Genomic DNA, 22,055 nt, shown 5'->3' on the forward strand with positions numbered 1-22,055 from the left:
AGCCATGGGACGAAGAGCTGGCCGGCGCTCGTCGCGCGCAGCGGTCCGCTCGCTGGCACCTTGCCGCCGGTCGCGCCGATGGCGTCACCCAGCATGAGCCCGAGTATGCAGCCCCGAGCGGTCGCCAGTCGCGGCGTCGTTCTGATCATTCCGCGGAGCATAGGACCTGGTGCGGGCAGGCTGGGCGGGAGTGCTGACAGCGGGGGCGCGGTGGAGGCTGGCGAGCTGGACGTAGACCTCGCGCTTGGCGGTCGCCCGGCCGGCACGGTTGATGACGTAGCCGGTCAGCCAGACCCAGCCGGCGTATGTCGGCCTGTCGCAGACCGAGACGACGCGGAAGGTCAGCGCGCGCTCGCCAGCGAACTGCGCCGAGGCCCGGCCGTCGATGAGCAGCAGGTCGCCGGGGGAGGGGCGCACGGCTACCAGTGGCCCTCGTTGGTGTGGTAGTCCTGCGGCGGTCGGCACTCCCGGGCGTGCATGGTCTGCCAGTCGCGCAGCGCCCGCTTGAGCCGGTCGTTCTCCTGGCTGAGCATCCGTACCTCCTGATGGAGGTCGTTCAGCTCGTCGGCCACCTGGGCCTGGAACTCGCGTACCTGATCGGGGTCGGCGCCGCGCCGACGCGGGTCGAATTCGCGGGTCCGCACCTCGTGCGGCGTCAACCGGGCCGGGCGACCGGTCCCGTAGAGCTGGCCACCTCGATACACCTGGGCCACGTCGGTCCTTTCCTGTGCAGGCGGGAGCGGGGGAGGTCCTTTCGGTGGGTCTGGAAGGGCGGGCCGTCCGCATGCCGGCCGCGGGCGACCCGCCCACTCCGCCGCCGCAGCTCAGGTCAGCGGTACGACAGCGGAGCAGTCCGGTGGGTCGGGACGGGCATGCACACCCGCCCCGACCAGGGGGATGAGCCGATCTCGTTGCCACGCGAGGAGCGGCTCGGAACCAACATATCTAGACATGTCAGAGGAGTCAACGCTGCTTGTTAGGCGCGTCGCGGTGTGATCGAATCGGATTGCCACGCGAGGAGTGCCATGCGAGAAGTGCCGGACTACTGGCGCATCGCCGACGATGTGATCGCCGACGTCAGGTCCAAGAAACTCAAGCCGGGGGACAGGCTGCCCTCGATCGCCGAGCTGCGCGAGAAGTACGGCGTCAGCCACGGGACGGTGCAGATGTCCTACGCCAGGCTGGAGGCGCTGCGGGTGATCCGTCGGCAGCAGGGCAAGGGAGTCTTCGTCACCGACCCGAAGACCTGGATGCGCGAGCCGTGACCGTGGTCGGCCGGGTCACGGGCGGTTGATCCGCGACGCGAGATCGAGGGCCCCCCGGATCGGGTCGTCGGACCAGCGGCTGGCGAACACGTCGTACACCCGCCATCCCGCCCGTAGCAGCGTCCGCTGCCGGTCCAGGTGCGCGGCGACCCCGTCCGGGTGCACCGCGCAGATCACCCCGACCGCGTCGGCGTCGTCGCCCACGCAAAGGTCGATCCGCCAACGGCCGACCGGATAGCCGGGCCGGACCGGCAGCCCGAGCCGGCGCAGCTCCTCGGCCAGGGCGGCGGTCCAGCCCTCCGCCGGCTCGGCTTCCGCGGCGGGGGACGGCGGCTTCCCGGCGTACGCGAGGTAGTCACCCACCAGGCCCTCGGGCGACCGCAGCGAGGTGACCACGGTGAGCCGCTTCCGGGCGCGGGTGACCAGCACGTTGAACAGGTTCGGCTCGGCCACGAACCGGTGCCGGGCCGGCGGGTCGCCGTCGACCAGCCCCAACGAGGCGATCACCACGTCCGCCTCGCTGCCCTGGAACGCGTGCACCGTGCCGGTGCGCAGCCCGAGGCGTTCGATCTCGTCGACGTCGTACGCGGCCAGCAGCGCCGCCTCCAGCGCGTCGGCCTGCGCCCGGAACGGGCTGACCACCGCGATCCCGCCCGTGGGCGGGTCGGCCGCGAGGTTGCGGACCAGGGCGAGCGCGGCGGCCACCTCCGCCTGGTTGACGCCGTCCACCACGGCTACGTCCGCGACGGTCAGCACGTCGATGACGTCGGCGCGCTCGTTGCGCGGGTGCCGGGTCACCAGTTCCAGCCGGCCGTCGTAGAACCGGCGAGCCGAGAAGCCGATCAGGTGCGGCACCGAGCGGTGGTGCTCGCCGAGCCAGGTGGCCGGCGCGGCGCCGGTCGCCACGTCGAACGCGCTCGACCGGCGCACGTCGAGCCGGTCGGCGAACCGGTCCAGGCCGTGCCGGCGCAGCGTCGTGGTCACGTCCACGTCGGCCACGAACGACACGAAGCGGAGCTGCCGCGGGTCGCCCGCGACCAGCGCGTGCCGGGCCCGGGCCAGTACCGGGGCGGCCCGGAGCTGATCGATGTGCGCCGCCTCGTCGAGCACCACCAGGTCGAACATGCCGGCCACCGGCGGCAGCAGGTCCTCCACGTCGGCGACCGTGCCCACCCACAGCGGCAGCGCCCGGACCAGCGCCCCGGCGTCCAGCCCGGCGAGCAGCTCGCGGCGGCGGTTGCGGCCGGCCCGCAGGGCCGCGCCGAGTCCGCTGGCGGCCCGCCGCGCGTCGGCGCTCCACCGGCGGGCGCTGGTCGACCGGTGCCGCATCGCCGTGCCGACGGCGGCGGCGAGCGCGTCGTCCGCCTCGGTGAGCGCCTGCCAGGCCGGCGTCAGGTCGGTGCCGCCGGTCGCGGCCAGCCGCGCCGCCGCCCGTACCGCCGTCGCCGCCTCCACCGCGGCCCGCAACCGGTCCTCCGGTACGTCCGCGGCGACGCCCGCCAGCCGCCGCAGCCGACCGGCGGCGCGGGCCTGCCGCCAGCGCCGCCACCAGCCGGCACCGGCCCGGGTGGCGTCGGCCAGCGCGGTACGGATCGCCGTCAGGTCGGCGTCCGGGTCGAACGCGCCCGGCGCGTCCTGGCTCAGCGCGGGCAGCAGCGGTTGCCAGGCGGGCAGCGCGGCGGCCAGACGCTCCTGGTCGAGGGCGGCGACGATCCCGGCCCGGACGGCGGTGACCCGGCTCCGGGCGGCGTCCACGCCGGCGGCGTCGGACCGTAGGAGTGCGTCGTCGGCCCCGGCCGCCGCGCCGCCGGCCAGGTCGGCGGCGATCGCCTCGCGGCGCTCCGCGTCGCCGAAGAGCACCGGGACCGGCCCGGGGTGGCGCCGCAACAGGTCGCCGAGCACGTCCGCCGCGTGCACCGACTGCGTCGCCACCAGCACCGACCCGCCCCGGTCCACGGTGTCCAGCGCGGCGGCGACCAGGGTGTGGCTCTTGCCGTTGCCCGGCGCGCCGGAGACCACCACCACCGGTTCCGCCCGGGTCCGCCGCACCACGTCCCGCTGCGCCGCGTTCAGCGGCAGCGGCGAGAGCACCTCCTCCTCCGCTCCCGGACCCTCGTGGCGGCGCCCGTCGACCGGGCCGGCCGCCACCGCGGACACCCCGGCAGCCCAGCTCGAGCCGCCCGGGCCGCGGTCGGGAACCGCCCCGCCCGGCTGGTCGACCCCCGTGGGCGGCCCGGCGGTCGGGCCCGCGTCGTCGGTGTAGAGCCGGGCCAGGGCGGTCGCCGCCAATCCCGGACGGCCGGCCCAGCTCAGCAGGGTGTCCCGCAGCCGGCCGGCGAGCACGTCGCGGGTCACGAAGAGCGCGGCGGCGGCCACTCCGGTGAGCACCGTGTCGTCGACGCTGCGGGGCGGCTTCGCCACCACCCGGTCCAGCTTCAGCCCGGCCGCCTCGGCCGCCGCCGTGATCCACGCCGACGTGCCGGCCGCCGCCAGCCAGCCCGGCCCGGCCAGCCCGGGAGCGGCCTCCAGCCGGGCGGCCAGCTCCCGGTCCTCGATCAGGGCGGTGAGTTCCAGGTCCCCGGCGGGGACGACCCGGTAGCCGCGCCGGGAACGTGCCAGCCGGACCGGCTGGGCCAGCAGCGGCAGCCGCACCCGGCGTCGCCCACCGTCCAGGTCGGCCGCGCCCACCACGAAGGCCAGGCCGCGGCGGAGGATCCGCTCGTCGCGGTGCAGCGCGTCCAGTGCCGCCAGGCGGTCCAACCGGGCGCCGCGCGGACCCCGGTCCGGCTCGGGCAGCCAAACCAGCGGGCGTCCGGTGCCGGACACGTCGAAGACGCGCTCGGCGCCGGCCGGGGCCAGGTCGGCGAGCGCGGTGAGGATCGTCGCCGCCTCCATCGCCCGCCGATTCTGCCGTACCCCGGCAGCGGCCGCCGGAAGCGCGGTGCGCCGACAGCTGCGCCGCGGGGTACGGGACGAAAGACCTGCCCCTGCCGCTAGGTGGTGTCTCCGGCAGGCGGCGTCCGGCGGATCAGGTCTTCGAGCCGCTGCGCCGTGGCCCTCAGCTCCGCCACCACGGGCCCCAGTTCGCCGGCCAGGTTCTCGCTGGTGGTCGGGGCGGCTTCGGCGTCGGCGACGTTGTCGGCGCTGGTCGCCCTTGGGGTACGGACCCAGTCGCCGTAGCTGGCCCGTGTCTGCTCCAGGTCGACTTCGCAGTCGAGCTTGACCAGCTCCTCCCAGTACGGCAGGACGACGTTTCGCACGCGCTGGTCGACGCCCACCCAGACATGGGCTTGGCACGTGACCACCGTGTCGCCCCGCTGATAAGACCAGGGGCCCCGGTTCGACAGCGCGCGTTGCAGCTCGGCCTCCAGTTCGGGCGCGCGGTGCGCCGTGAAGTTGACGGCGTGCTCGGCCGCGAGGTGCGTCAGCCGCCGGACGGCGTCCGGCATGTAGTGGTGCGCGTAGCTGAGCAACACCTCCCGGCGGAGGTTCTCCGACGACCAGACGCACCGGGCATGGATGTGGAAGTTGAACCGCCGGCCGTGACCCGACACCCGGATCGCCACCGGTGTGTCCACGCTTTCCGTCACCGGACCGGGCGGGGCCGCCGGCTCGGCGGCCGAGATGGGCGTCGTCTCCTGGAGGGTGCGGACCAACCGCCGCCAGAACTCCACGATCCACCGCCGGAGCGGGCGAGTCCGGTGCCAGAGCTTCAGCGAGCGGTCAGCCAGGCGTCGCCAACGATCATCGGAGCTTGCGATGGTGGCCGAGGCGTCGGTGGTGTCGCTCGACTCTCCTTGCGGCTCCGGTCCACTTCGGCCGCTCGGCTTTCCCGCTTCCGCGGAGGGCGGGGCCGAATCGCGGCCGGGGGACTCCCCGTCCTCGGTGGGCGCTGCCAGTCCGCCGTCCATGTACCACGGTAACCACGGCATGACCGATTTATCGGCCACCGCCATCGGCGCTGCCGCGTGGCGTCCGAATATTCGGACAAATGACCTTTCGCCGTTCCGGGCGGCTATCGACACTGAGGCATGTGTGGATGTTCGGCCCATGCCGAGATCCACTGTGAGCTGGTCGGATGGCAGGACGGACATCGACGTTCGACGACAGGAGGGACCGTGCGCACACCATCCCGTGCGTTGACGGGGACCACCGCGCTGCTGCTCGCGGCCGGGCTGGTCCTGACCGCAGGAGCTGGCGGCCAGGCGGCACCCCGGGAACAGACCCCCACCCAGGCCCGACCCGGTGACCTGCCGGGCGACCGCCAGGACAGCAAGACCAGAGACAACCGACAGGGGCGGATCGCCCCGACCGACCGCCAGCGCGACCGGGCCGCCGCGCTAGGCGCCCGGGCCCGCTGGAGCACCTTCGGCACCCCCGCCACCCTCGCCTCCACGGGCAAGCCGCTCGCCACCGGGCTGGCCGCCGACCCGGCCGCCGCGGCCCGGGCCTACGTCGCCGCCAACCGGGACCTGCTGGGGCTGACCGCCAGCGGCGCCGACGCGCTGGAGCAGTTGACCGTCGCCCCGATGGGTGACGGCGCCACCGTCCTGTTCCGCCAGCGCTTCGGTGACCTGCCGGCCGCCGTGGACGGCGTCCTCGCGGTCGGCGTACGCGACGGCGCGGTCTGGTACGTCAGCGCTTCCCTCGCCCGGGACGGCGCCGCGCCGGCACCGGCCACGCTGACCGCCGAGCAGGCGCAGCGGGCGGCGGCCGCCGACGCCGGTCTCACCGACCCGAGGATCCTGCGTACCTCCCTGGTCGCGGTGCCGACCGCCGACCGGGGCGCGCGGGCGGCGTACGAGGTGATCCTCGGCGCGGACCTCAGCGGGGCCGACCCGGCCGCCTTCTCCACCTACGTGGACGCCCGGGACGGCACCGTGCTGGTCCGCGAGGACCTGGTCGACCACGAGGCGGACAACCCGCAGTGGGAGGTCTTCCCGAACTCGCCGTCCGTCGACCACTCGTCGGCCGACACCCGGGTCCGCTGGTGCTTCCAGCCGGCGGCCGGCTGCGACGAGGCCGTCGGCACCGCCGCGTCGCCGCTGCCCTGGGACGTCGACCCGGCCACCGGGGCGTCCACGCAGACGACCAAGGGCAACAACTCGATCGCGGTGCAGAACTGGAACAGCAACGACCCGTTCAGCGTGGGCACCGAGACGGCCACGCCGCGGCCGGACCGCAACTACGCCTACCCCTGGACGAACCAGTGGTACGAGCAGAAGTGCAGCCCGGACACCTTCACCTCGCCGCAGGCCAACGACATCGACGCCGCCCGGGCCAACCTGTTCGGGATGCACAACCGGATGCACGACTGGTCGTACCACCTGGGCTTCACCGAGGCGACCTGGAACCTGCAGCAGGACAACCTCGGCCGCAGCGGGCTCGGCACCGACGCCGAGCAGGGCAACGCGCAGGCCGGCGGGATCAGCGGCGGCCCGCCGAACTTCGCCGCCCGGGACAACGCCAACCAGATCACCCCGGCGGACGGGGTCGCCCCGATCACCAACATGTACCTGTGGCAGCCGATCGCCGGCTCGTTCTACGCGCCCTGCGTGGACGGCGACTTCGACATGTCGGTCATCGCCCACGAGTACGGCCACGCGATCAGCAACCGCATGATCGCCGGGCCGAACGCCGGGGTCAGCTCTCCGCAGGGGATGAGCGAGAGCTGGTCGGACCAGCTGGCGATGGAATACCTCTACGAGCACGGCTACGCCGCGCCCGGCCGGCGCGGGTTCACCATCGGCGAGTACACCACCGGCGACCCGGACGCCGGCATCCGCAACTACAACATGAGCGCCAGCCCGCTCAACTACAGCGCGATCGACTACGACTTCGTCGGCCTGCAGGTGCACGCCTCCGGCGAGGTCTGGAGTGCCACCAACGCCGACATCCGGGCGGCGATGATGCGGCGGTACGGCGCCGGCGACGCCGCGTTGCAGAAGTCCTGCGCGAACGGCGCGACGCCGGTGACCGCCTGCCCGGGCAACCGGCGCTGGATCCAGCTGGTGTTCGACTCGTTCCTGCTGATGGCGGTCAGCCAGGTGAGCATGGTCGACGCCCGGGACGCGATGCTCGCCGCCGACCGGATCCGCTTCGGCGGGGCGAACCAGGACCTGCTCTGGAATGCCTTCGCGGCGCGCGGCCTCGGCGAGTCCGCAGCCAGCGTCGGCAACGGCGACGTCAACCCCACGCCGGGTTTCACCTCCCCGTACGCGGATGAGGCGACCCTGACGTTCAAGCCGGTCGACGACGACGCGGTCGTCTCGGGGGCGCAGCTGTACGTGGGCCGCTACCAGGCGCGGGCGGTGCCGGTCGCCGACACCGATCCGGCCACCCCGCTCACCGACCAGGTGCGCCTGGTCCCCGGCACGTACGAGTTCGTGGTCCGCGCGCCGGGTCACGGGCTCGTCCGGGTCGGCCCGGTCACCGTCAACGCCGGTCAGGTCCGAGACCTGCCGGTCCAGGCACGCACCAACCTGGCCTCCACCACCGCCGGGGCGACGGTCAGCGGCGACGGGATCAACCTGGCCCGGATCGCCGACGACGACGAGGCCACCAACTGGGCCTCGCTCGGCAGCCCGGTCGCCGGGCGGCAGGTCACGGTCGACCTGGCCGGCGGCACCCAACAGGTGCGCCGGGTGCAGGTCAGCGCCATGCTCCGGCCGCCGGTCACCGGCGACCCGGACGCGGGCACGCAGAGCCGGTTCTCGGCGCTGCGGCAGTTCCGGGTCCTGGCGTGCACGGCGACGGGCACGATCACCTGTGCCGACGCGACCGACTTCCACGCCGTCTGGACCAGCCCGACGGACGCCTTCCCGTCGGTGGCGCCGCGGCCCCGGGCGCCGGAGCTGATCATCCGGTCGTTCGACATCCCTCGGACGAGGGCGACCCACCTGCGCGTCGAGGTGGTGACCAACCAGTGCACCGGCGCGCCGGACTACGCCGGCGAGCAGGACGCCGACCCGCGGGCGGCGACCGACTGCGCGACCGCCAGCCCGCAGGCGAACAACGTGCGGATCGCGGAGTTCCAGGCGTTCGCTCAGTGACCGCCTGAGCCGGGCGTGCGGGTGGACGGATCCTCGTCCACCCGCACGCCCCATCCACGGCTGATCATCCGCCGTTCATCGGGGTTTGTGAATCAGTTTCCGTGTGGAGGCTGTAGTCGGCGAGGATCACGACCAGACTCGCCGGTCAGTTCGGCCGGTCGAGGATGGCGCTGAACCGCTCCTCGGCGAGGTCGAGCTGGGCGAAGATGTGCCGCTTCACCGGCGCGGACAGCGGCGTGTCCGGCCGGGCGATGAGATCCCGGAAGACCGGCACCAGGGGGCGGTACTTGGCGGCGGAGCGGGCGACCTTCGGCCCGACGGTGTGGATCACGCCAACGCCGTTGTCGGTGAAGTCGGACATCTTGATCACCCGGGCCCAGGGCTCCCGGTCCAGGCTGGCCGCCACGTGCTCCCGGTACTGGACGTGCTTGTCCCGCTCCGGGTCGTACGCCGGGTTGGTGACCGCACCGACCAGGCGGGCGACGCGCGGGCCGAACCGCGCAGCCAGCGCGGCCAGCGCAGCCTCCGTCGGGTCACCGGCCGCGTCGGGGCCGGCCAGCTCCGCCGGGTGGTCCTCCACGGCGTCGTGCAGCAGGCCGGCGACGATCACGTCGACATCGCGCACCTGGTAGTGGTGCATCATCCGGATCGCCACCCGCAGCAGGTGGTTGAGGTAGGGCTCGCGCACCCGTCGGTCGTCGCGGTGCAGCTCGGCGGCGAGGTCGAGCGCCTCGGAGAGCCGCTCCCGGGCGGCGGCGTCGAACGCCCGGATCTCCAGCCGGAACCGCTCCAGCAGGCCCGGTTCACCGTGGATCTCGGTGATCGCGTGCATCGGCATGGTGGCCAGGTACGCCGGGAAGTCCATGCGTCACTTATAACTGATCTTCACCATCCGCCGGCCTCCGGCGTCGGCCTTGCGACGGGAGCTGGACACGGCCCGGCCGGCTGGCCCGGCGGTGGCCGGGTCGGCGATAGCGCAGGTGGGCGGCGCTCAGGACCCGCCGGAGAGTCGTTTCACCATCCGGACCGTCGTCCCCTCGGGCGCGCCGACGATCGTCACCTCGTCCATCACCCGCGCCATGATCAACCGTCCCCGGCCCCGGTCGGCGCCGTCGTCGGGGTCGCCCTCCCGCCAGCCGCCGTGGTCGCGGACCTCGATCTCCAGCCGGTCCTCGCGCAGCTCGGCGCGGAGGGTGGTGATCGCGCCGGGGGCGAACCGGTAGCCGTGCTCGATCGCGTTCGCGCACGCCTCACCGGTGGCGATGAGCACCGTCTGGACGTCCCACTCGTCCACACCGAGGTCGTGCAGCCAGGCCCGGAGCCGCTCCCGGGTGGGGGCGAGCTCGGCCGGGTCGGCCGGTACCGAGGCGGTGAAGACCGTCGGCGCCCGGTGCCGGTAGACCAGCACTGCGGCGTCGTCGCTGCCGGAGGCCGGCAGCAGATCGCGCACCAGCCGGTCGACCAGCGCCCCCTCCGGCAGCCCCCGGCCGTCGGTGAGCACCTTCACCGCCCGGGCAATGCCCGCGTCGATCAGTTCCCGGCGCCGCTCGACCAGGCCGTCGGTGTAGAGCAGCAGGGTCGAACCAGGCACCACCGCGGCGACCGCCTCCGGGCGCCGGTCGACCGCCACGCTGGCCAGCGGTACCGAACCGGCCCCGTCCAGCAGCTCGGTCGCGCCGTCAGGGTGCATCAGGATGCCCGGCGGGTGGCCGGCGGAGGAGTAGCGCAGCTCGCCGCCGGCGCAGTCGATGATCGCGCAGAACACCGTGGTGCAGGCCCCGCCGGGGGTCAGCCGGGCGAAGCCGTCCAGCGCGGAGAGCACCTCGGCCGGGCTCTTGGCCTGGAGCAGCAGCGCCCGGCAGGCGCTGCGCAGCTGGCCCATCACGGTGGCCGCCGAGAGCCCCCGCCCGACGCAGTCGCCGACCACCACGCCGAACAGGTCGCCCGGCATCGGCACCACGTCGTACCAGTCGCCGCCCACCTCCAGCGGGAGTACCGCCGGTTCGTAGCGGACCGCGAAGCCGGCCGGCAGGTCGGTCGGCCCCAGCATCGCCCGCTGCATGGCCAACGCCACGCCACGCTGCGTCTCGTAGGCGTGGGCCCGGACCAGCGCCTGGGCCAGCGCCGCGCAGAGCTGGCGGATCAGCGGCGCGTCCACCGCCGACATCGGCCGGGGCGCGTCCGGCTCCAGCCAGATCCCGGCGACGCCGATGCCCGTATCGACGCGCGCCCCGACCCCGGTCACCCGCCCGGCGTCGTCGCGGGCCAGGTACGGGTCGTCCGCGGGCCCGGTCGGGTCGAGGATCCGCCGGATCTGCGGGGTCAGCTCCAGCCCGGCGCCGACCACCACGGGCGTCCCGGCCGGGTCGGGGCTGACCGCGACCCCGCGCGCGCCGCCGAGCAGCTCGCCCAGCTCGGCGAGGCCGCCCTCGAGCACCTCGGTGATGTCGCTGGCGCTGGCCAACCGGGTGGCGAGCGCGGTCACCGCGGCCTGCCGGGCGGTGGCGCGGATCTCGGCGGTGACGTCGCGCAGGGTGGCCACGTGCAGCCGCTGGCCGGTGACGGGCTCCCCCAGCGCGTTGTAGACCGCCTCCACCCAGATGCGATGCCCGTCCGCGTGCCGCAGCGGCGCGGTCACCCGCCCGCCGTCGGCCGTCCGCATCTCCCGAATCGCCGCCTCGACCTCGCGCCGGTCCGCCGGCTCGGTGTCCGGGTCCGGCCACCACGGGTGCGGGGCCGGTGCCGGCAGCTCCAGCCGGTCGAGGCCGAGCAGCCGGCAGAAGGCGTGGTTGGCCTCGACCAGGGTGAAGCTGGCGTCGTAGACCACGAAGGCGTCCTGCAACGAGTCGATCAGGGCGGTGCGCCAGGTCGCCTCCCGGTTGCGCAGCCGGGCCAGCTCCAGGTGCGCCCGGACCCGGGCGAGCAGTTCGAGGGAGGAGAACGGCTTGGGCAGGTAGTCGTCCGCGCCGGCCCGCAGCCCCTCCACCACCGCCTCCTCGCCGGCCCGGGCGGAGAGCAGGATGACCGGCACGCCGGCCGTGCGCCGGTCGCCGCGCAGCGCCGTCAGCAGGGCGAAGCCGTCCATCCGCGGCATCATCACGTCGGTGAGGACCAGGTCCGGCAGCTCCGTCGCGACCAGGTCGAGCGCCGCCCGGCCGTCCTCGGCGGCGAGCACCCGGTAGGAGGGCCCGAGCAGGCTGACCAGGAACCCGCGCAGGTCCCGGTTGTCCTCCACCACCAGCACCGTCGGCGCGCCCGCCGGCGGGGCCTGGCCGCCGGCCCGGTCGGTCGCCGCCGGGCCCGGCAGCGCCTCCGGCATCCAGCGCAGGGCCTGGTCGCCGTACGACCCGGGCGCCGGGACGGGTCCGCCGGGTCGCTCGGCGGTGGGCCGGCCGTACGGGATCCGTACCGTGAACGTCGAGCCCTCGCCCTCGATCGAGCGCAGGCCGACCTCACCGCCGTGCAGCCGGACCAGCTCCTGGACCAGGGCCAGCCCGATGCCGGCGCCCTCGTGGGACCGCCCGCCGCTGCCGCGTACCCGGTGGAAGCGGCGGAACAGCAGCGGCTGCTGGTCGGCCGGGATGCCGACGCCGGTGTCGCTGACCGAGAGGGTCACCGTGTCGTGGTCGCCCGCCAGCCGGAGCCGGACGGTGCCGGCGAGGGTGTATTTCAGCGCGTTGGAGAGCAGGTTGACCACGACCTTCTCCCACATGTCCCGGTCCACGTACCCGGTGCGGGGCAGCGGCCGTACGTCCACCTCGAAGGCCAGGCCGCCCCGCTCCATCGCGTACCCGAAGGACTCGGCGATGCCCCGGGTGAGGGCCGCCAGGTCGGTGGGCACCCGCTCCGCCTCCAGCCGGCCGCCCTCGACCCGGGCGAAGTCGAGCATGTCGTTGACCAGCTTGTGCAGCCGGCCGGCGTTGCGGTGCACCAGCTCAAGCCGCTCCCGCTGGGCTGGCGGCAGCGGCTCCCGCTCGTCGGCGAGGCTCTCCTGCACAGGCCCTATGATCAGCGTCAGCGGGGTGCGCAGCTCGTGGCTGACGTCGGTGAAGAACTCGGTCTTGGCCGCGTCCAGCTCGGCCAGCGCGGCGACCCGTCGCCGCTGCGCCTCGTACGCCAGCACGTCGGTCAGCGCGGTGGAGACCCGGCTGGCCACCAGGTCGAGGAAGTGCCGGTACGGCTCGTCGAGCGCCAGGTAGGGGCTCACGCCGAGGACCAGCACCCCGACCGGCCGGCGGTGCCCGATGGCCAGCAGCGGCAGCGCCACCGCCTCGTCGACCGCGGCCGGCTCCCCGACGCGGTCCGTGCGCACCGTCGGCCAGGTCGTCCCGGTGAGGCCCGTGATCCGCACCGGCCGTCCCGTTTTGACTGCCTCCGCGACCTCGGGCGGCGTGCCGGCGACGGCGGACGGTTCGGCCGGCTCAACGAGGCCGAACGACGCCACCAGGCGCACGTCATCGCCCTCCCGCGCCGGGCCGTCGGCGCTGTCCAGTTGGTCTTCCCGCAGGTACACCATGCCGACCGGGAGATCGGCGGGCCCGCCGCCGAGGATCCGGGCGGCCGCCCGGACGGCGTCCGTCGCGCTGTCCGCCTCGGCGATCGACAGCTCACCGAGTCGCCGCAGCAGGGCCAGTCGACGGTCGCCGACGACCTGGCCGGTCACCTCGCTGGTGGCCACGAAGACGCCGCCGACCCGCCCTGCGGGGTCCTCGATCGGGCTGTAGGAGAAGGTCCAGTAGGTCTCCTCCAGGAAGCCGTGTCGGAGCAGGAAGAGCAACTGATCGTGGGAGTAGGTGGATTCTCCGCCCAGCGCCCGCTCGGTCAGGGGACCGACGATGTCCCAGATCTCGGCCCAGCAGTCCGCCGCCCGCTGTCCGACGGCCGTCGGGAACTTGTCCCCGAGCACGCTTGTGTACGGGTCGTTGAAGATCTGCACCAGCTCGTGGCTCCACCAGAGCAGCATCGGGATCCGGGAAGGCATGAGGGTGCGCACCGCGGACCGCAGCTCCTCCGGCCAGCTGCCGGGCGGCCCCAGCGGGGTCGCCGCCCAGTCCGTCGCCCGGTGCGCGGCGCTGGTCGGGTCGTCGCCGGGAAACAGCTCGTCGGCGGCTGTCCCATCCTTCACGCCCGGCCCCCCGTCCCGTTCACGTCCTCGGGCCTGGGCGCTCGTTCGCGCTGTCACCGTCCCGTCCCCGCCTATTGTCCCCGGCAGTCGCGCGATTCATTCCCCGACCCGGCCGGTTCCGGATCAGCACGATCATCTGCCCACGAGTGCCAGCGATGCAGGTGCGGACCCTACGCGCCCAGGTGACAATCGCCCGATGGACCGGGTGCTGAACCTGCTGGTGGCGCTGCCGCCGGCCCTGGTGCTGGCCCTGGTCTTCCTGCTCCCGGCGCTGGAGGCGTCGACCTTCCTCGGCCTGCTCGTGCCGGGGGAGGTGGCCGTGCTGGTCGGCGGGGTCCTCGCCCACGAGGGGCGACTGCCGCTCTGGGCGGTGGTGGTCACGGCCGTGGTCGGGGCGGCCCTCGGCGACCAGATCGGCTACCTGGTCGGTCGCCGCTACGGTCGCCGGCTGCTGGAGCGGACCCCGCGCCGGTTCGTCCGCTCCGGGCAGGTGGAGCGGGCGCTCGCGCTGATCCGGCGGCGGGGCGCCCTGGCGGTGGTGCTCGGCCGCTGGGCGGCCGCGCTGCGGGCGCTGGTGCCGGGACTCGCGGGCATGAGCGGGATACCGCAGCGCACCTTCACCCTGGCCAACGTCACCGGCGGCGCCCTCTGGGCGGTGACCGTGGCCGTCCTCGGCTACCTGGCCGGCGCCTCGTACCGGCTGCTGGAGCGGCGACTCGGCCTGGGCGGGGAGGCGCTGTTCGCGGTGGTCCTGCTGGCGATCGCGGTACGGATCTGGTGGGGCCGGCGGGCGGCGCGCCGGGAGCGAACCGGGGAGCGCGCCGACGGGGTCCGGACGGAGTGACGGCGGTCGGCGCAGGATGTGGGCGGAATCGGTCGGGCCGCCGCCACGCTCGCCGTCGCGGCGGCGGCCCGACCCCGCCGTCAGTCGGCGACCAGGAAGTCGGCCTGGCCGCGCTGGGTGCTGCGCTCACGCTGCCGGCGGACCAGGTACGTCCCCGGCGCGATACCGGAGCCGCCGTGCTCAGGATGGATCAGGTACGCGGGCCGGGTCGCCCGCAGCACCCCGACGGCGAGCCGCTGCCGGTCGTGGACCTCGGTGGTCCACTCGGCGGCGCCCGACTCGGCGACCAGCGTGTGCGGGTTGCCGCCGGCCGCCCCGCGCAGCAGCTCCACCCCGGCCGGCGGCACCGGACGCCAGCGCGCCCGCGCCGGCACCTCGACGTCGTCGAGCACGTCGAGGGGGATGACGATCAGGTCGCCCTGGGCCTGGAGCCCGTCGAGGACGGGGATGCGCACCTGCTGCTCCAGGTGGTCGAGAACGGTCAGTCCGGTGCGGTCGGTCAGCTCTTCAAGGGTCAGGTCCATGTGATCACCTTCAGGTTCGTCTGAGGAGTCGGGCGTACTGCTCGCCGGAGAGGCCGTACGACCAGCCGGCGGCGGCCACCGGGTCGTCGAGGTCGGCGGGGACGCTGAGGCCGTACCGGCGGCGGTGGCCGTCGCGTTCGACGGAGCCGTTGACCGCCAGCAGGACCCGGGCCGGTGCGCCCCAGACGCGCTGGGGCAGGTCGTAGAGCTGGAGCCGGCAGCCGGGGTTGCCGGGGTCAGGCGCCTCGGCGACCAGCGCCAACCGGGCCTGGTCGAGGTACGCGTCCCAGCCGAGGCGTTCGATCGCGCAGCGGCGCACCTCGACGTTGCGTTCCGCCCCGATCCGCTCCGCGGTCGGCTCGTCGATCACCCACGCCGGTACGGCGGTGCCGTGCCAGGCGTGGCCACCCCAACCGTCGGCGTACCCGACCGCCGGCCCGTGCCGGTTGTGCGTGCGGACCTCGCCGTGCAGCGCCCCCGGGAGCGGCTCGGTGTGCGCCACGCTGGTCCGCTCGGTCACCACGCAGACGTCCTCCCGCGGCCACCACCAGCCGCAGGAGCGGGCGACGTCGGCCCAGAGGTCGAGCTGCCGGTCGTCGTCCGGGTGGAACAGCCCGGGCCGCAGCCGCCGCCGCACGTCGTGGTACGCCACCCAGGGCGCGTCGTGCTGCCCGTGCCAGCGCAGGCCGGGCGGTTCGCCGACCGCCTCGGCGAGGGCGGCCCGCAGCGGCGTCCGGAGCCCGTCGTGCACCGACCGGTTCAGCGAGTCGCGCACCCCGACGACGAGCAGCTCCGCCAGGCTGACGCCGGCGGCCAGCGCGTCGGCCGGCGGCCGGGTGCGGACGATCTGCTCGGTCGTCCACCAGAACGCTCCGGCCGGGCCCGCCCGCTCGTCGAGCCGGCCGCCGAGCTGGTGCGCCGCGACGGCGAGCTGGTGGGCCACGTACCAGCCGGCGGTGGGGTCGACCGGCCCGCCGAGCCGGATCGGGGGTTCGTCCAACAGGTCGACGGCCTGCCGGGGGCTCGCCGCCCAGTGGAAACGGGGGCGGCGCCGGCCGAGCAGGGCGTACAGGCCGGTGATGGCCCGTTCCGCGGTCTCCCGGTCGGCGGGTTCGGTGTGCAGGGCGATCCGCAACCACTCGTCGCGGATCTCCGCCGCCCGGTGCCAGCGGTCGAGGTGCGCCGCCTGGTCCGGGCCGATTCCGGCGCGGCGCCTGGCCCGCTGCCGGTTACGCGCGCTCATCGCGCGAGGGCGCGCACGCCCTTTCTCTCGATCATGGACCCGATGCTGGCAGAGCCGCGCCCGTCCCGCAAGGCGGTATCGGGGCGGAGCCTCCGGAGGTCCGCGACGCCCTTCTCGGTCGCTCCGGTCATCGCGGCGGGGTCCCCTGGATCCGGTACGCGACGGCCTCGTTCCAGACGTGCGGGTAGACGCCGATCTCGAAGTAGCGGGTGAAGCGGTTGATCGGCGCGTTCGTGTGGTCGTGCCAGAGCAGCCAGACCGGGGCGATGGTGAACAGCGCGTAGTTCAGCATGACCAGCGGCAGGTAGAGCGGGCCGAGCAGCCGGGCCTGGAGGATGTGCACGTCCTCGTGCCGCTGGATGCCGGGACTGGATCCGGCGCAGACCGTGCCGATGGTGGTGGCGTATCGGGGCGACACCCCCTCGACCACGTTGACCCGACCGCTGGCCGGGACCACCCGGTCGAGCTGGTGCCCGAAGACGAGGTGCAGGGCGAGGTGGATCGCCCCGACGGCGGTGTTGAGCAGGCTCCAGGTGTGGTCGACGACGAAGAGGAGGATCCCCTTCGCGTCCGGGCCGTATGTGCCGGCGGAGCTGATCGCCCAGCCGAAGGGCGCGCCGACGAGCAGCCCGACGGCGGCGCCGATCACCAGGCCGAGGGTGCCGCCGACCCACTGGCCGAACAGGGCGCCGAGGACGATGTGGACGGCGGCGCTGACGATGCCGAAGACCATGAGCTCACCTTCCTTCAGACCCACGAGCGGACGGCCGGGTCAGACCCGGCCTCGGATGGTCGGCCGGGGGCGCGGTCGCGGGACGGCGGCGGTCGGGGCCGTGGTGGCCAGGTCGCGGGCGGCGGAGCAGGTGTACGACGACCACGGCGACCAGCAGCGGCAGGAGCACGCCGCCGGCGATCGGCAGCGTGACCGTGCTGTCGCCGATCTTACGGACCCGACGTCCCTTTCCGACGAGTCCGAGAGACGCGGGTGCATCGGGGCGAGGCCGACCCGGCGGAGATCGCGGCGAGCGGCGAACGCTTCGACAACCACTATGTCGACAGCCCCGTCTGGCGTGCCCGGGGCTGACCGGCCGGGACCGCGGCGGCGGGCGCCGGGCAGTAGGTTGGCCGGATGCACCCGATCGCCTGTGTCCTGCTGGTCGACCGCGCCGGGCGGCTGCTGCTCCAGCTCCGCGACGCGCACGCCCCGCACCATCCGAACGTCTGGGGCCTGCCCGGCGGGCACTGGGAGCCGGGGGAGACCATCGACGAGACCGCCCTCCGGGAGCTGTGGGAGGAGACCGGACTGCGCCCCGACGGGGAGCTGCGCCACTTCGCCACCCAGGAGCTGCCCGAGCTCGACCGGGTCAAGCACTACTTCTGCGGCGCGACCCGGGCCGCGCAGCGGGACGTGGTGCTCGGCGAGGGCGCGGCGATCGTCTTCACCACCCCGGACGAGCTTTTGGACGGCCGGCCGTACACCCCGGGCACTGCGGACCTGCTCACCCGCTTCCTGACCTCCCCGGAGTACGCCCGCCTCGCCGCCGCCGACTGACGCCGATCGCCCGCCCGGACCGCGCCGGCGGCTGAGCCGGCCGGCTCAGGCCACCCGAGCGCTGCCGTCCGGGCCGGCCGGCGCACCATGGGTGGGTTGGTCCGGCGGCGGAGGAGGCGGCGATGGCACGCAGGGGCTGGTTCCCGGAGGCCGCAGGGCGGCTGCGGCGGGGCTGGCTGCCGGTGGTGGAGGCCACCCTCGCGGCGACCCTCGCCTGGGTCCTGGCCACCCGGCTGGTCGGCCACCCGCAGCCGTTCTTCGCCCCGGCCGCCGCGCTGATCGTGCTCGGCCAGGCCCGGGGCCAGCGGATTCGCCGGGCCGTGGAGGTGCTGCTCGGGGTGGCCGCCGGGGTGCTCGTCGCCGACCTGGTCGTCCAGGCGCTCGGTCCGCGTACCACCTGGACGGTCTTCACCGTCATCCTGCTGACCGTCGCCCTGGCGGTGGCGCTCGGCGCCAGCTCGGTCTCCGTCGTGCAGGCCGCCGTTTCGGCGCTCTACCTGGTGGTGGTCGCGCCGCCGACCGGGTCGCTGATCCCGTTCCGGTTCGTCGACGCGCTGATCGGCGGCGCGGTGGCCGTCGTGGCGAGCCAGCTCATCGACGCCCGGCGCCCGCTCGCGCCGCTGGTCGCCGAGTTCCGGAACACCTTCCAGGAACTGGCCGGGCTGCTCGACGAGATCGCGGTGGCCCTCGACCGGGGCGACGAGGCGGCCGCCCTGGCCGCGCTGGAGCGGGCCCGGCAGGCGGACGCCGGGGTGGAGCGGCTGCGCGGCGCGGTGCTCGCCGCCGGTGAGGCGCTGCGGCTCAACCTGCGCCGACGCCGCCACATCGGGCGGCTCCGCTCGGTGGAGGGCTCGATCCGGCAGATCGACTACGCGGTCCGCAACGTGCGGGTGCTCGCCCGGGCCGCGGTCACCCTGGTCCGGGGACCGGCGCCCGCGCCGCCGGACCTGGGCGCGGCCGTCCGCACCCTGGCCGAAGCGGTCCGCGCGGCCGGCGACGCGCTCGCCGCCGACCTGGGCGGGCAGGACGACGTCGCCGACCGGCACGCCGAGCGGGCCGACGAGGCGGCGCTGGCGGCGGTCCGGGTCGCCGGGCGGCTATTCACCCCCGGCCAGACCCTCCCGCTCGCCATGATCATCGGGCAGCTCCGGGCCACCGCGATCGACCTGCTCCGCGGGGTCGGCGTCGACGACGACGCCACCGTGCTGGGCCGGGTGGACGCCGCGGTCACCGGACCCGCCTGACCGGCGTCAGCCGGCGAGCCAGGCCACCGCCCGCTGCCGGATCTCCGCCGGCACCTCGTGGCCGCCGGCGAACTCGGCGTACTCCACCGGGTAGCCGAGGCTGTGCAGCCGGGGCACCAGCCGCCGGCTGCACACGTCCACCGGCAGCACCCGGTCGTCGCTGCCGTGCGAGACGAAGGCGCGTGGCCGGCCGTGGGTCACCAGCGGCGCGGCGAAGCCGGGGGAGAAGGCCAGCACCGCGTCGACCAGGTCGCCGTTGGTCAGGCCCAGGGAGAGCGCGTACGACGCCCCGTCGGAGAAGCCGCCCAGCGCCACGCCCGCCACCGGGTACGCCCCGAAGACGACGCCGAGCAGCTCGTCGATCCGACGCACGTCGGGGCCGTACCCCTCGCCGACCAGGTCCCAACTGCTCGCGGTGGCCTGCGGGGCGAGCAGCAGCAGCCGGTGCGCGTCGGCCAGCGGGAGCAGCAGGTCGAGTCCCTGCCGGGCGGTCCCGCCCGCCCCGTGCAGCAGCACCACCAGCCGATACGGCCCGTCGCCGGGCGGCGCGTACGCCAGCGCCGGCGGCCCGCCGTCCGGGGCCGGCACGGGGACCAGGCCGCTCGCCCCGTGTCCCGTCGGCGGGGCGGGGCGGGCGCTCAGCCGGCCGTGCCGCGGGCCCTCCTCGGGTTGCCGGTGCGGCGGCGCGGGCTCGGTCACCTCGTCTCGCCCCCTCCCGTCGGCGGATCCCCGGGCGGTTACCCCGCTTCCCGCCGGTCAACCACCCGCCCGGTCAGGCGCTGTCGCGGGCGACCAGCGTCGACGGGAACGCGGTGACCGGCGGCACCCGGCGGCCGTCCAGCACCGCGGTGGCCGCCGCCTCGGCGATCCGCCGCACCGGGTGGGTGGCGGTGGTGAGCGCGGGGGTGCTGACCGCCGCGTACGGGATGTCGTCGAAGCCCGCCACCGCCACGTCGCCGGGCACCCGGATCCCGCGCCCGCGCAGCGCGGAGATCGCGCCCAGCGCGGTGGCGTCGCTGGCCGCGAAGATCGCGTCGGTGTCCGGCCACCGGCTGAGCACCTCCAGCGCCGCCCGGCCGCCCCGCGCGGCGGTGAAGTCGCCGGCCACCAGCCGCACCGGCAGCCCGGCTGCCCGCATCAGCGCCCGGTACGCGGCCACCGACCGCCCGGCGCAGGTGAGCCAGCGGGGGCCGGTGACCATGGCGATCCGGCGGCGGCCCGTGTCGCACAGGTGCCGCACCACCGCGTCGGCGCCCGCGCCGTTGTCCACGTCGAAGGAGGGCACGGCCACCGAGCCGATGCCGATCGAGGCGACCCGGCCGCGCAGGCCGGCCGGCATCGCGTCCAGCACGGGTTGGGTGGTGTTGACCAGCACCACCCCGCAGACGCCCCGGTCCTCGCCGAGCCGCCGCAGGCCGGTCGGGCCGCGCAGCGGCAGCCACTCCAGGGCCACCCCGAGACCGTGCGGGGCACAGACCCGGGCGGCGGTCCCCGCCACCCGGTCGACGTACGGGTCGTCCAGGACGGTGGCATCGGTCCCGGAAACGGCGATCACCAGCCGCACCCCGGCACCGCGGACGAGGGCGCGGGCCGCCGGGTTCGGCACGTACCCGAGCCGGTCGACGGCGGCGGCCACCCGGTCCCGGGCGGCCGGCGAGGCGAACCCGGTGCGGGCGATCACCCGCGACGCGGTCGACCGGGACACCCCGGCCGCCCGGGCGACGTCGTCGAGGGTCGCCGGGCGTGTCGTCGGCGTGCTCATGTCGTCCTCCAGCCGTCCGGTCGCGCCCCCGCGCCCGGCCCACTCCGGCATCATGCCGCGTCGCGGCGGTAGCCGGTAAGGGGCGGCTCCGGCTTGTGGTGGTAGCGCTCTCAGGTGTGCGATCGTCGTCGAGACAGTTCACCGGGGAGAGGGCCACAGCGCTGTGAGCAGCACCACCGACACACCGACCGCCGCGCCGCGCGCCGTACCTCGGCCGGTCCTGGCCGCCCGTACCGGGGTGGCGGTCGTGTTCGCCCTCAACGGGCTGGCGGTGGCCACCTGGTTCTCCCGGGTCCCCGCGGTGAAGGAGTCCCTCGAACTGAGCGCGGGCCGGCTGGGCCTGCTGCTGCTCGCGATGTCCGTCGGCGCGCTGCTGGCGATGCCGACCGCCGGCCTGGTCACCCAGCGCCTCGGGCCGGCCCGGACGGTGGCCACGTCGACCCTGCTTGTCGCCGTGGGCATGACGGTGGTGGGGCTCTCCGCCGGGCTCGCCGGCTCGCTGGCCGGCGTCGCCGTCGGGCTGTTCGCCCTCGGCTACGGGTCCGGCGCCTGCGACGTGGCGATGAACATCGAGGGCGCGGCCGTCGAGAAGCGGCTGGGCCGGACCATCCTGCCCCGGTTCCACGCTGCCTGGAGCCTCGGCTCGGTGGCCGGGGCGGGGATCGGCGCCGGGGCGGCCCGGGTGGGCGTACCGGTCGGGGTGCACCTGACCGCGCTGGCGACGGTGGTGCTGGTCGGCACGCTGCTCGGCGCCCGGTCCTTCCTGCCGGCCGCCGCGGAGGCCGACGGCCCGGCGGAGCCGGCGGCCCGGCGGCGGGCGCTGCTGGCCGCCTGGCGGGAGCCGCGCACCCTGCTCGTCGGCCTGCTGGTGCTGGTGATGGCGTTCACCGAGGGCAGCGCGAACGACTGGCTGGCGGTCGCCTTCGTCGACGGGTACGGGGTCAGCGAGGCGGTCGGCGCGGCCGTCTTCGGCGTCTTCGTGGTCGGCATGACGCTCGGCCGGACCGCCGGCACCGTGGCCATCGACCGCTGGGGACGGGTGCCGGTGCTGCTCGGCACCATCGGTCTCGCCTCCGCCGGTGCCGCACTGGCGGTGCTGGCCGGCTCCGGGCCGCTGGCGGTCGCCGGCGTCGCGCTCTGGGGGCTCGGCGCATCGCTCGGCTTCCCGGTCGGGATGAGCGCCGCCGCGGACGACGAGGACCGGGCGCCGGCCCGGGTCAGCGTGGTCGCGGTGATCGGCTACACCGCGTTCCTGGGCGGGCCACCGCTGCTCGGCCTGCTCGGCGACCAGGTCGGCACGCTGCGCGCGCTGCTGGTCGTGCCGATCCTGCTGCTGCCCACCCTCGCCCTGGTCCCGGTGCTGCGCCCACCGGCCCGCTGACCCTCGGCGGCCGGGCGGCGCCGCCATGATCGACTGCACGGGCGGGACATCGGGGTGACCGGA

General features: G+C 75.1%; 17 protein-coding genes. 6 read left to right on the forward strand and 11 right to left on the reverse strand.

Annotation, left to right across the window (positions count from 1 at the left end; translation table 11 throughout):
* Positions 1-84 precede the first annotated feature (84 nt).
* Positions 85-417 carry a hypothetical protein gene (locus GA0070613_RS33600; protein WP_231929337.1) on the reverse strand — a complete coding sequence of 111 codons (333 nt, stop codon included), beginning with the start codon at positions 415-417 and terminating at the stop codon, positions 85-87.
* A 2-nt stretch (positions 418-419) separates the two neighbouring features.
* A complete protein-coding gene (locus GA0070613_RS21140) occupies positions 420-713 on the reverse strand; it encodes a DivIVA domain-containing protein (RefSeq protein ID WP_231929339.1) in 294 nt (97 codons plus the stop codon).
* Between the two features lie 312 nt (positions 714-1,025).
* Between GA0070613_RS21140 and GA0070613_RS21145 the strand changes: the two genes are divergently transcribed.
* Entirely contained in the window at positions 1,026-1,265 is a 240-nt protein-coding gene (locus GA0070613_RS21145; protein ID WP_089013879.1) for a winged helix-turn-helix domain-containing protein, read from the forward strand.
* A gap of 15 nt (positions 1,266-1,280) precedes the next feature.
* Here GA0070613_RS21145 and GA0070613_RS21150 read toward each other — a convergent pair whose 3' ends face one another.
* Together GA0070613_RS21150 and GA0070613_RS21155 are read right to left on the reverse strand one after the other, a co-directional pair.
* Positions 1,281-4,160, reverse strand: coding sequence for an AAA domain-containing protein (locus GA0070613_RS21150; protein ID WP_089013880.1), 2,880 nt, complete (start codon positions 4,158-4,160; stop codon positions 1,281-1,283).
* Between the two features lie 98 nt (positions 4,161-4,258).
* A complete protein-coding gene (locus GA0070613_RS21155) occupies positions 4,259-5,221 on the reverse strand; it encodes a hypothetical protein (RefSeq protein ID WP_157746426.1) in 963 nt (320 codons plus the stop codon).
* Positions 5,222-5,404: 183 nt separating this feature from the next.
* On the opposite strand from GA0070613_RS21155, the gene GA0070613_RS21160 reads away from it, so the two are divergent.
* The gene (locus GA0070613_RS21160) at positions 5,405-8,317 is read left to right on the forward strand and encodes a M36 family metallopeptidase (RefSeq protein ID WP_231929341.1); all 2,913 of its coding nucleotides are present in this window, start codon (positions 5,405-5,407) and stop codon (positions 8,315-8,317) included.
* A gap of 145 nt (positions 8,318-8,462) precedes the next feature.
* On the opposite strand, the gene GA0070613_RS21165 is transcribed toward GA0070613_RS21160, so the two are convergent.
* Both GA0070613_RS21165 and GA0070613_RS34040 read right to left on the reverse strand, forming a co-directional pair.
* Positions 8,463-9,182 (reverse strand): HD domain-containing protein, encoded by a 720-nt coding sequence (locus GA0070613_RS21165; protein WP_089013883.1) that lies wholly within the window; start codon positions 9,180-9,182, stop codon positions 8,463-8,465.
* 126 nt (positions 9,183-9,308) lie between these two features.
* Positions 9,309-13,442, reverse strand: coding sequence for a SpoIIE family protein phosphatase (locus tag GA0070613_RS34040; protein ID WP_197698942.1), 4,134 nt, complete (start codon positions 13,440-13,442; stop codon positions 9,309-9,311).
* 196 nt (positions 13,443-13,638) lie between these two features.
* On the opposite strand from GA0070613_RS34040, the gene GA0070613_RS21175 reads away from it, so the two are divergent.
* Positions 13,639-14,286 (forward strand): DedA family protein, encoded by a 648-nt coding sequence (locus tag GA0070613_RS21175; RefSeq protein ID WP_089013884.1) that lies wholly within the window; start codon positions 13,639-13,641, stop codon positions 14,284-14,286.
* 80 nt (positions 14,287-14,366) lie between these two features.
* On the opposite strand, the gene GA0070613_RS21180 is transcribed toward GA0070613_RS21175, so the two are convergent.
* The 3 genes from GA0070613_RS21180 to GA0070613_RS21190 all read right to left on the reverse strand — a co-directional run bounded on the left by GA0070613_RS21180 (position 14,367) and on the right by GA0070613_RS21190 (position 16,786).
* A complete protein-coding gene (locus tag GA0070613_RS21180; protein WP_089013885.1) occupies positions 14,367-14,810 on the reverse strand; it encodes a hypothetical protein in 444 nt (147 codons plus the stop codon).
* Between the two features lie 10 nt (positions 14,811-14,820).
* Positions 14,821-16,053 (reverse strand): DUF6745 domain-containing protein, encoded by a 1,233-nt coding sequence (locus tag GA0070613_RS21185; protein ID WP_089013886.1) that lies wholly within the window; start codon positions 16,051-16,053, stop codon positions 14,821-14,823.
* 127 nt (positions 16,054-16,180) lie between these two features.
* On the reverse strand, positions 16,181-16,786 hold the full coding sequence (locus tag GA0070613_RS21190) for a glycine zipper family protein (protein ID WP_089013887.1): 606 nt from the start codon (positions 16,784-16,786) through the stop codon (positions 16,181-16,183).
* 396 nt (positions 16,787-17,182) lie between these two features.
* Here GA0070613_RS21190 and GA0070613_RS21200 point away from each other — a divergent pair, with 396 nt between their 5' ends.
* Both GA0070613_RS21200 and GA0070613_RS21205 read left to right on the forward strand, forming a co-directional pair.
* A complete protein-coding gene (locus GA0070613_RS21200) occupies positions 17,183-17,605 on the forward strand; it encodes an NUDIX domain-containing protein (protein ID WP_089013888.1) in 423 nt (140 codons plus the stop codon).
* 122 nt (positions 17,606-17,727) lie between these two features.
* On the forward strand, positions 17,728-18,849 hold the full coding sequence (locus GA0070613_RS21205) for an FUSC family protein (protein WP_089013889.1): 1,122 nt from the start codon (positions 17,728-17,730) through the stop codon (positions 18,847-18,849).
* Positions 18,850-18,855: 6 nt separating this feature from the next.
* Here the strand turns inward: GA0070613_RS21205 and GA0070613_RS21210 are convergent, their stop codons facing one another.
* Positions 18,856-19,548 carry an alpha/beta hydrolase gene (locus tag GA0070613_RS21210; protein WP_089013890.1) on the reverse strand — a complete coding sequence of 231 codons (693 nt, stop codon included), beginning with the start codon at positions 19,546-19,548 and terminating at the stop codon, positions 18,856-18,858.
* Between the two features lie 73 nt (positions 19,549-19,621).
* Positions 19,622-20,611, reverse strand: coding sequence for a LacI family DNA-binding transcriptional regulator (locus GA0070613_RS21215; RefSeq protein ID WP_089016100.1), 990 nt, complete (start codon positions 20,609-20,611; stop codon positions 19,622-19,624).
* Between the two features lie 163 nt (positions 20,612-20,774).
* Here GA0070613_RS21215 and GA0070613_RS21220 point away from each other — a divergent pair, with 163 nt between their 5' ends.
* On the forward strand, positions 20,775-21,992 hold the full coding sequence (locus GA0070613_RS21220) for an MFS transporter (RefSeq protein WP_089013891.1): 1,218 nt from the start codon (positions 20,775-20,777) through the stop codon (positions 21,990-21,992).
* Positions 21,993-22,055: the final 63 nt, after the last annotated feature.

This window comes from Micromonospora inositola, from assembly GCF_900090285.1.
GTDB lineage: Bacteria > Actinomycetota > Actinomycetes > Mycobacteriales > Micromonosporaceae > Micromonospora > Micromonospora inositola.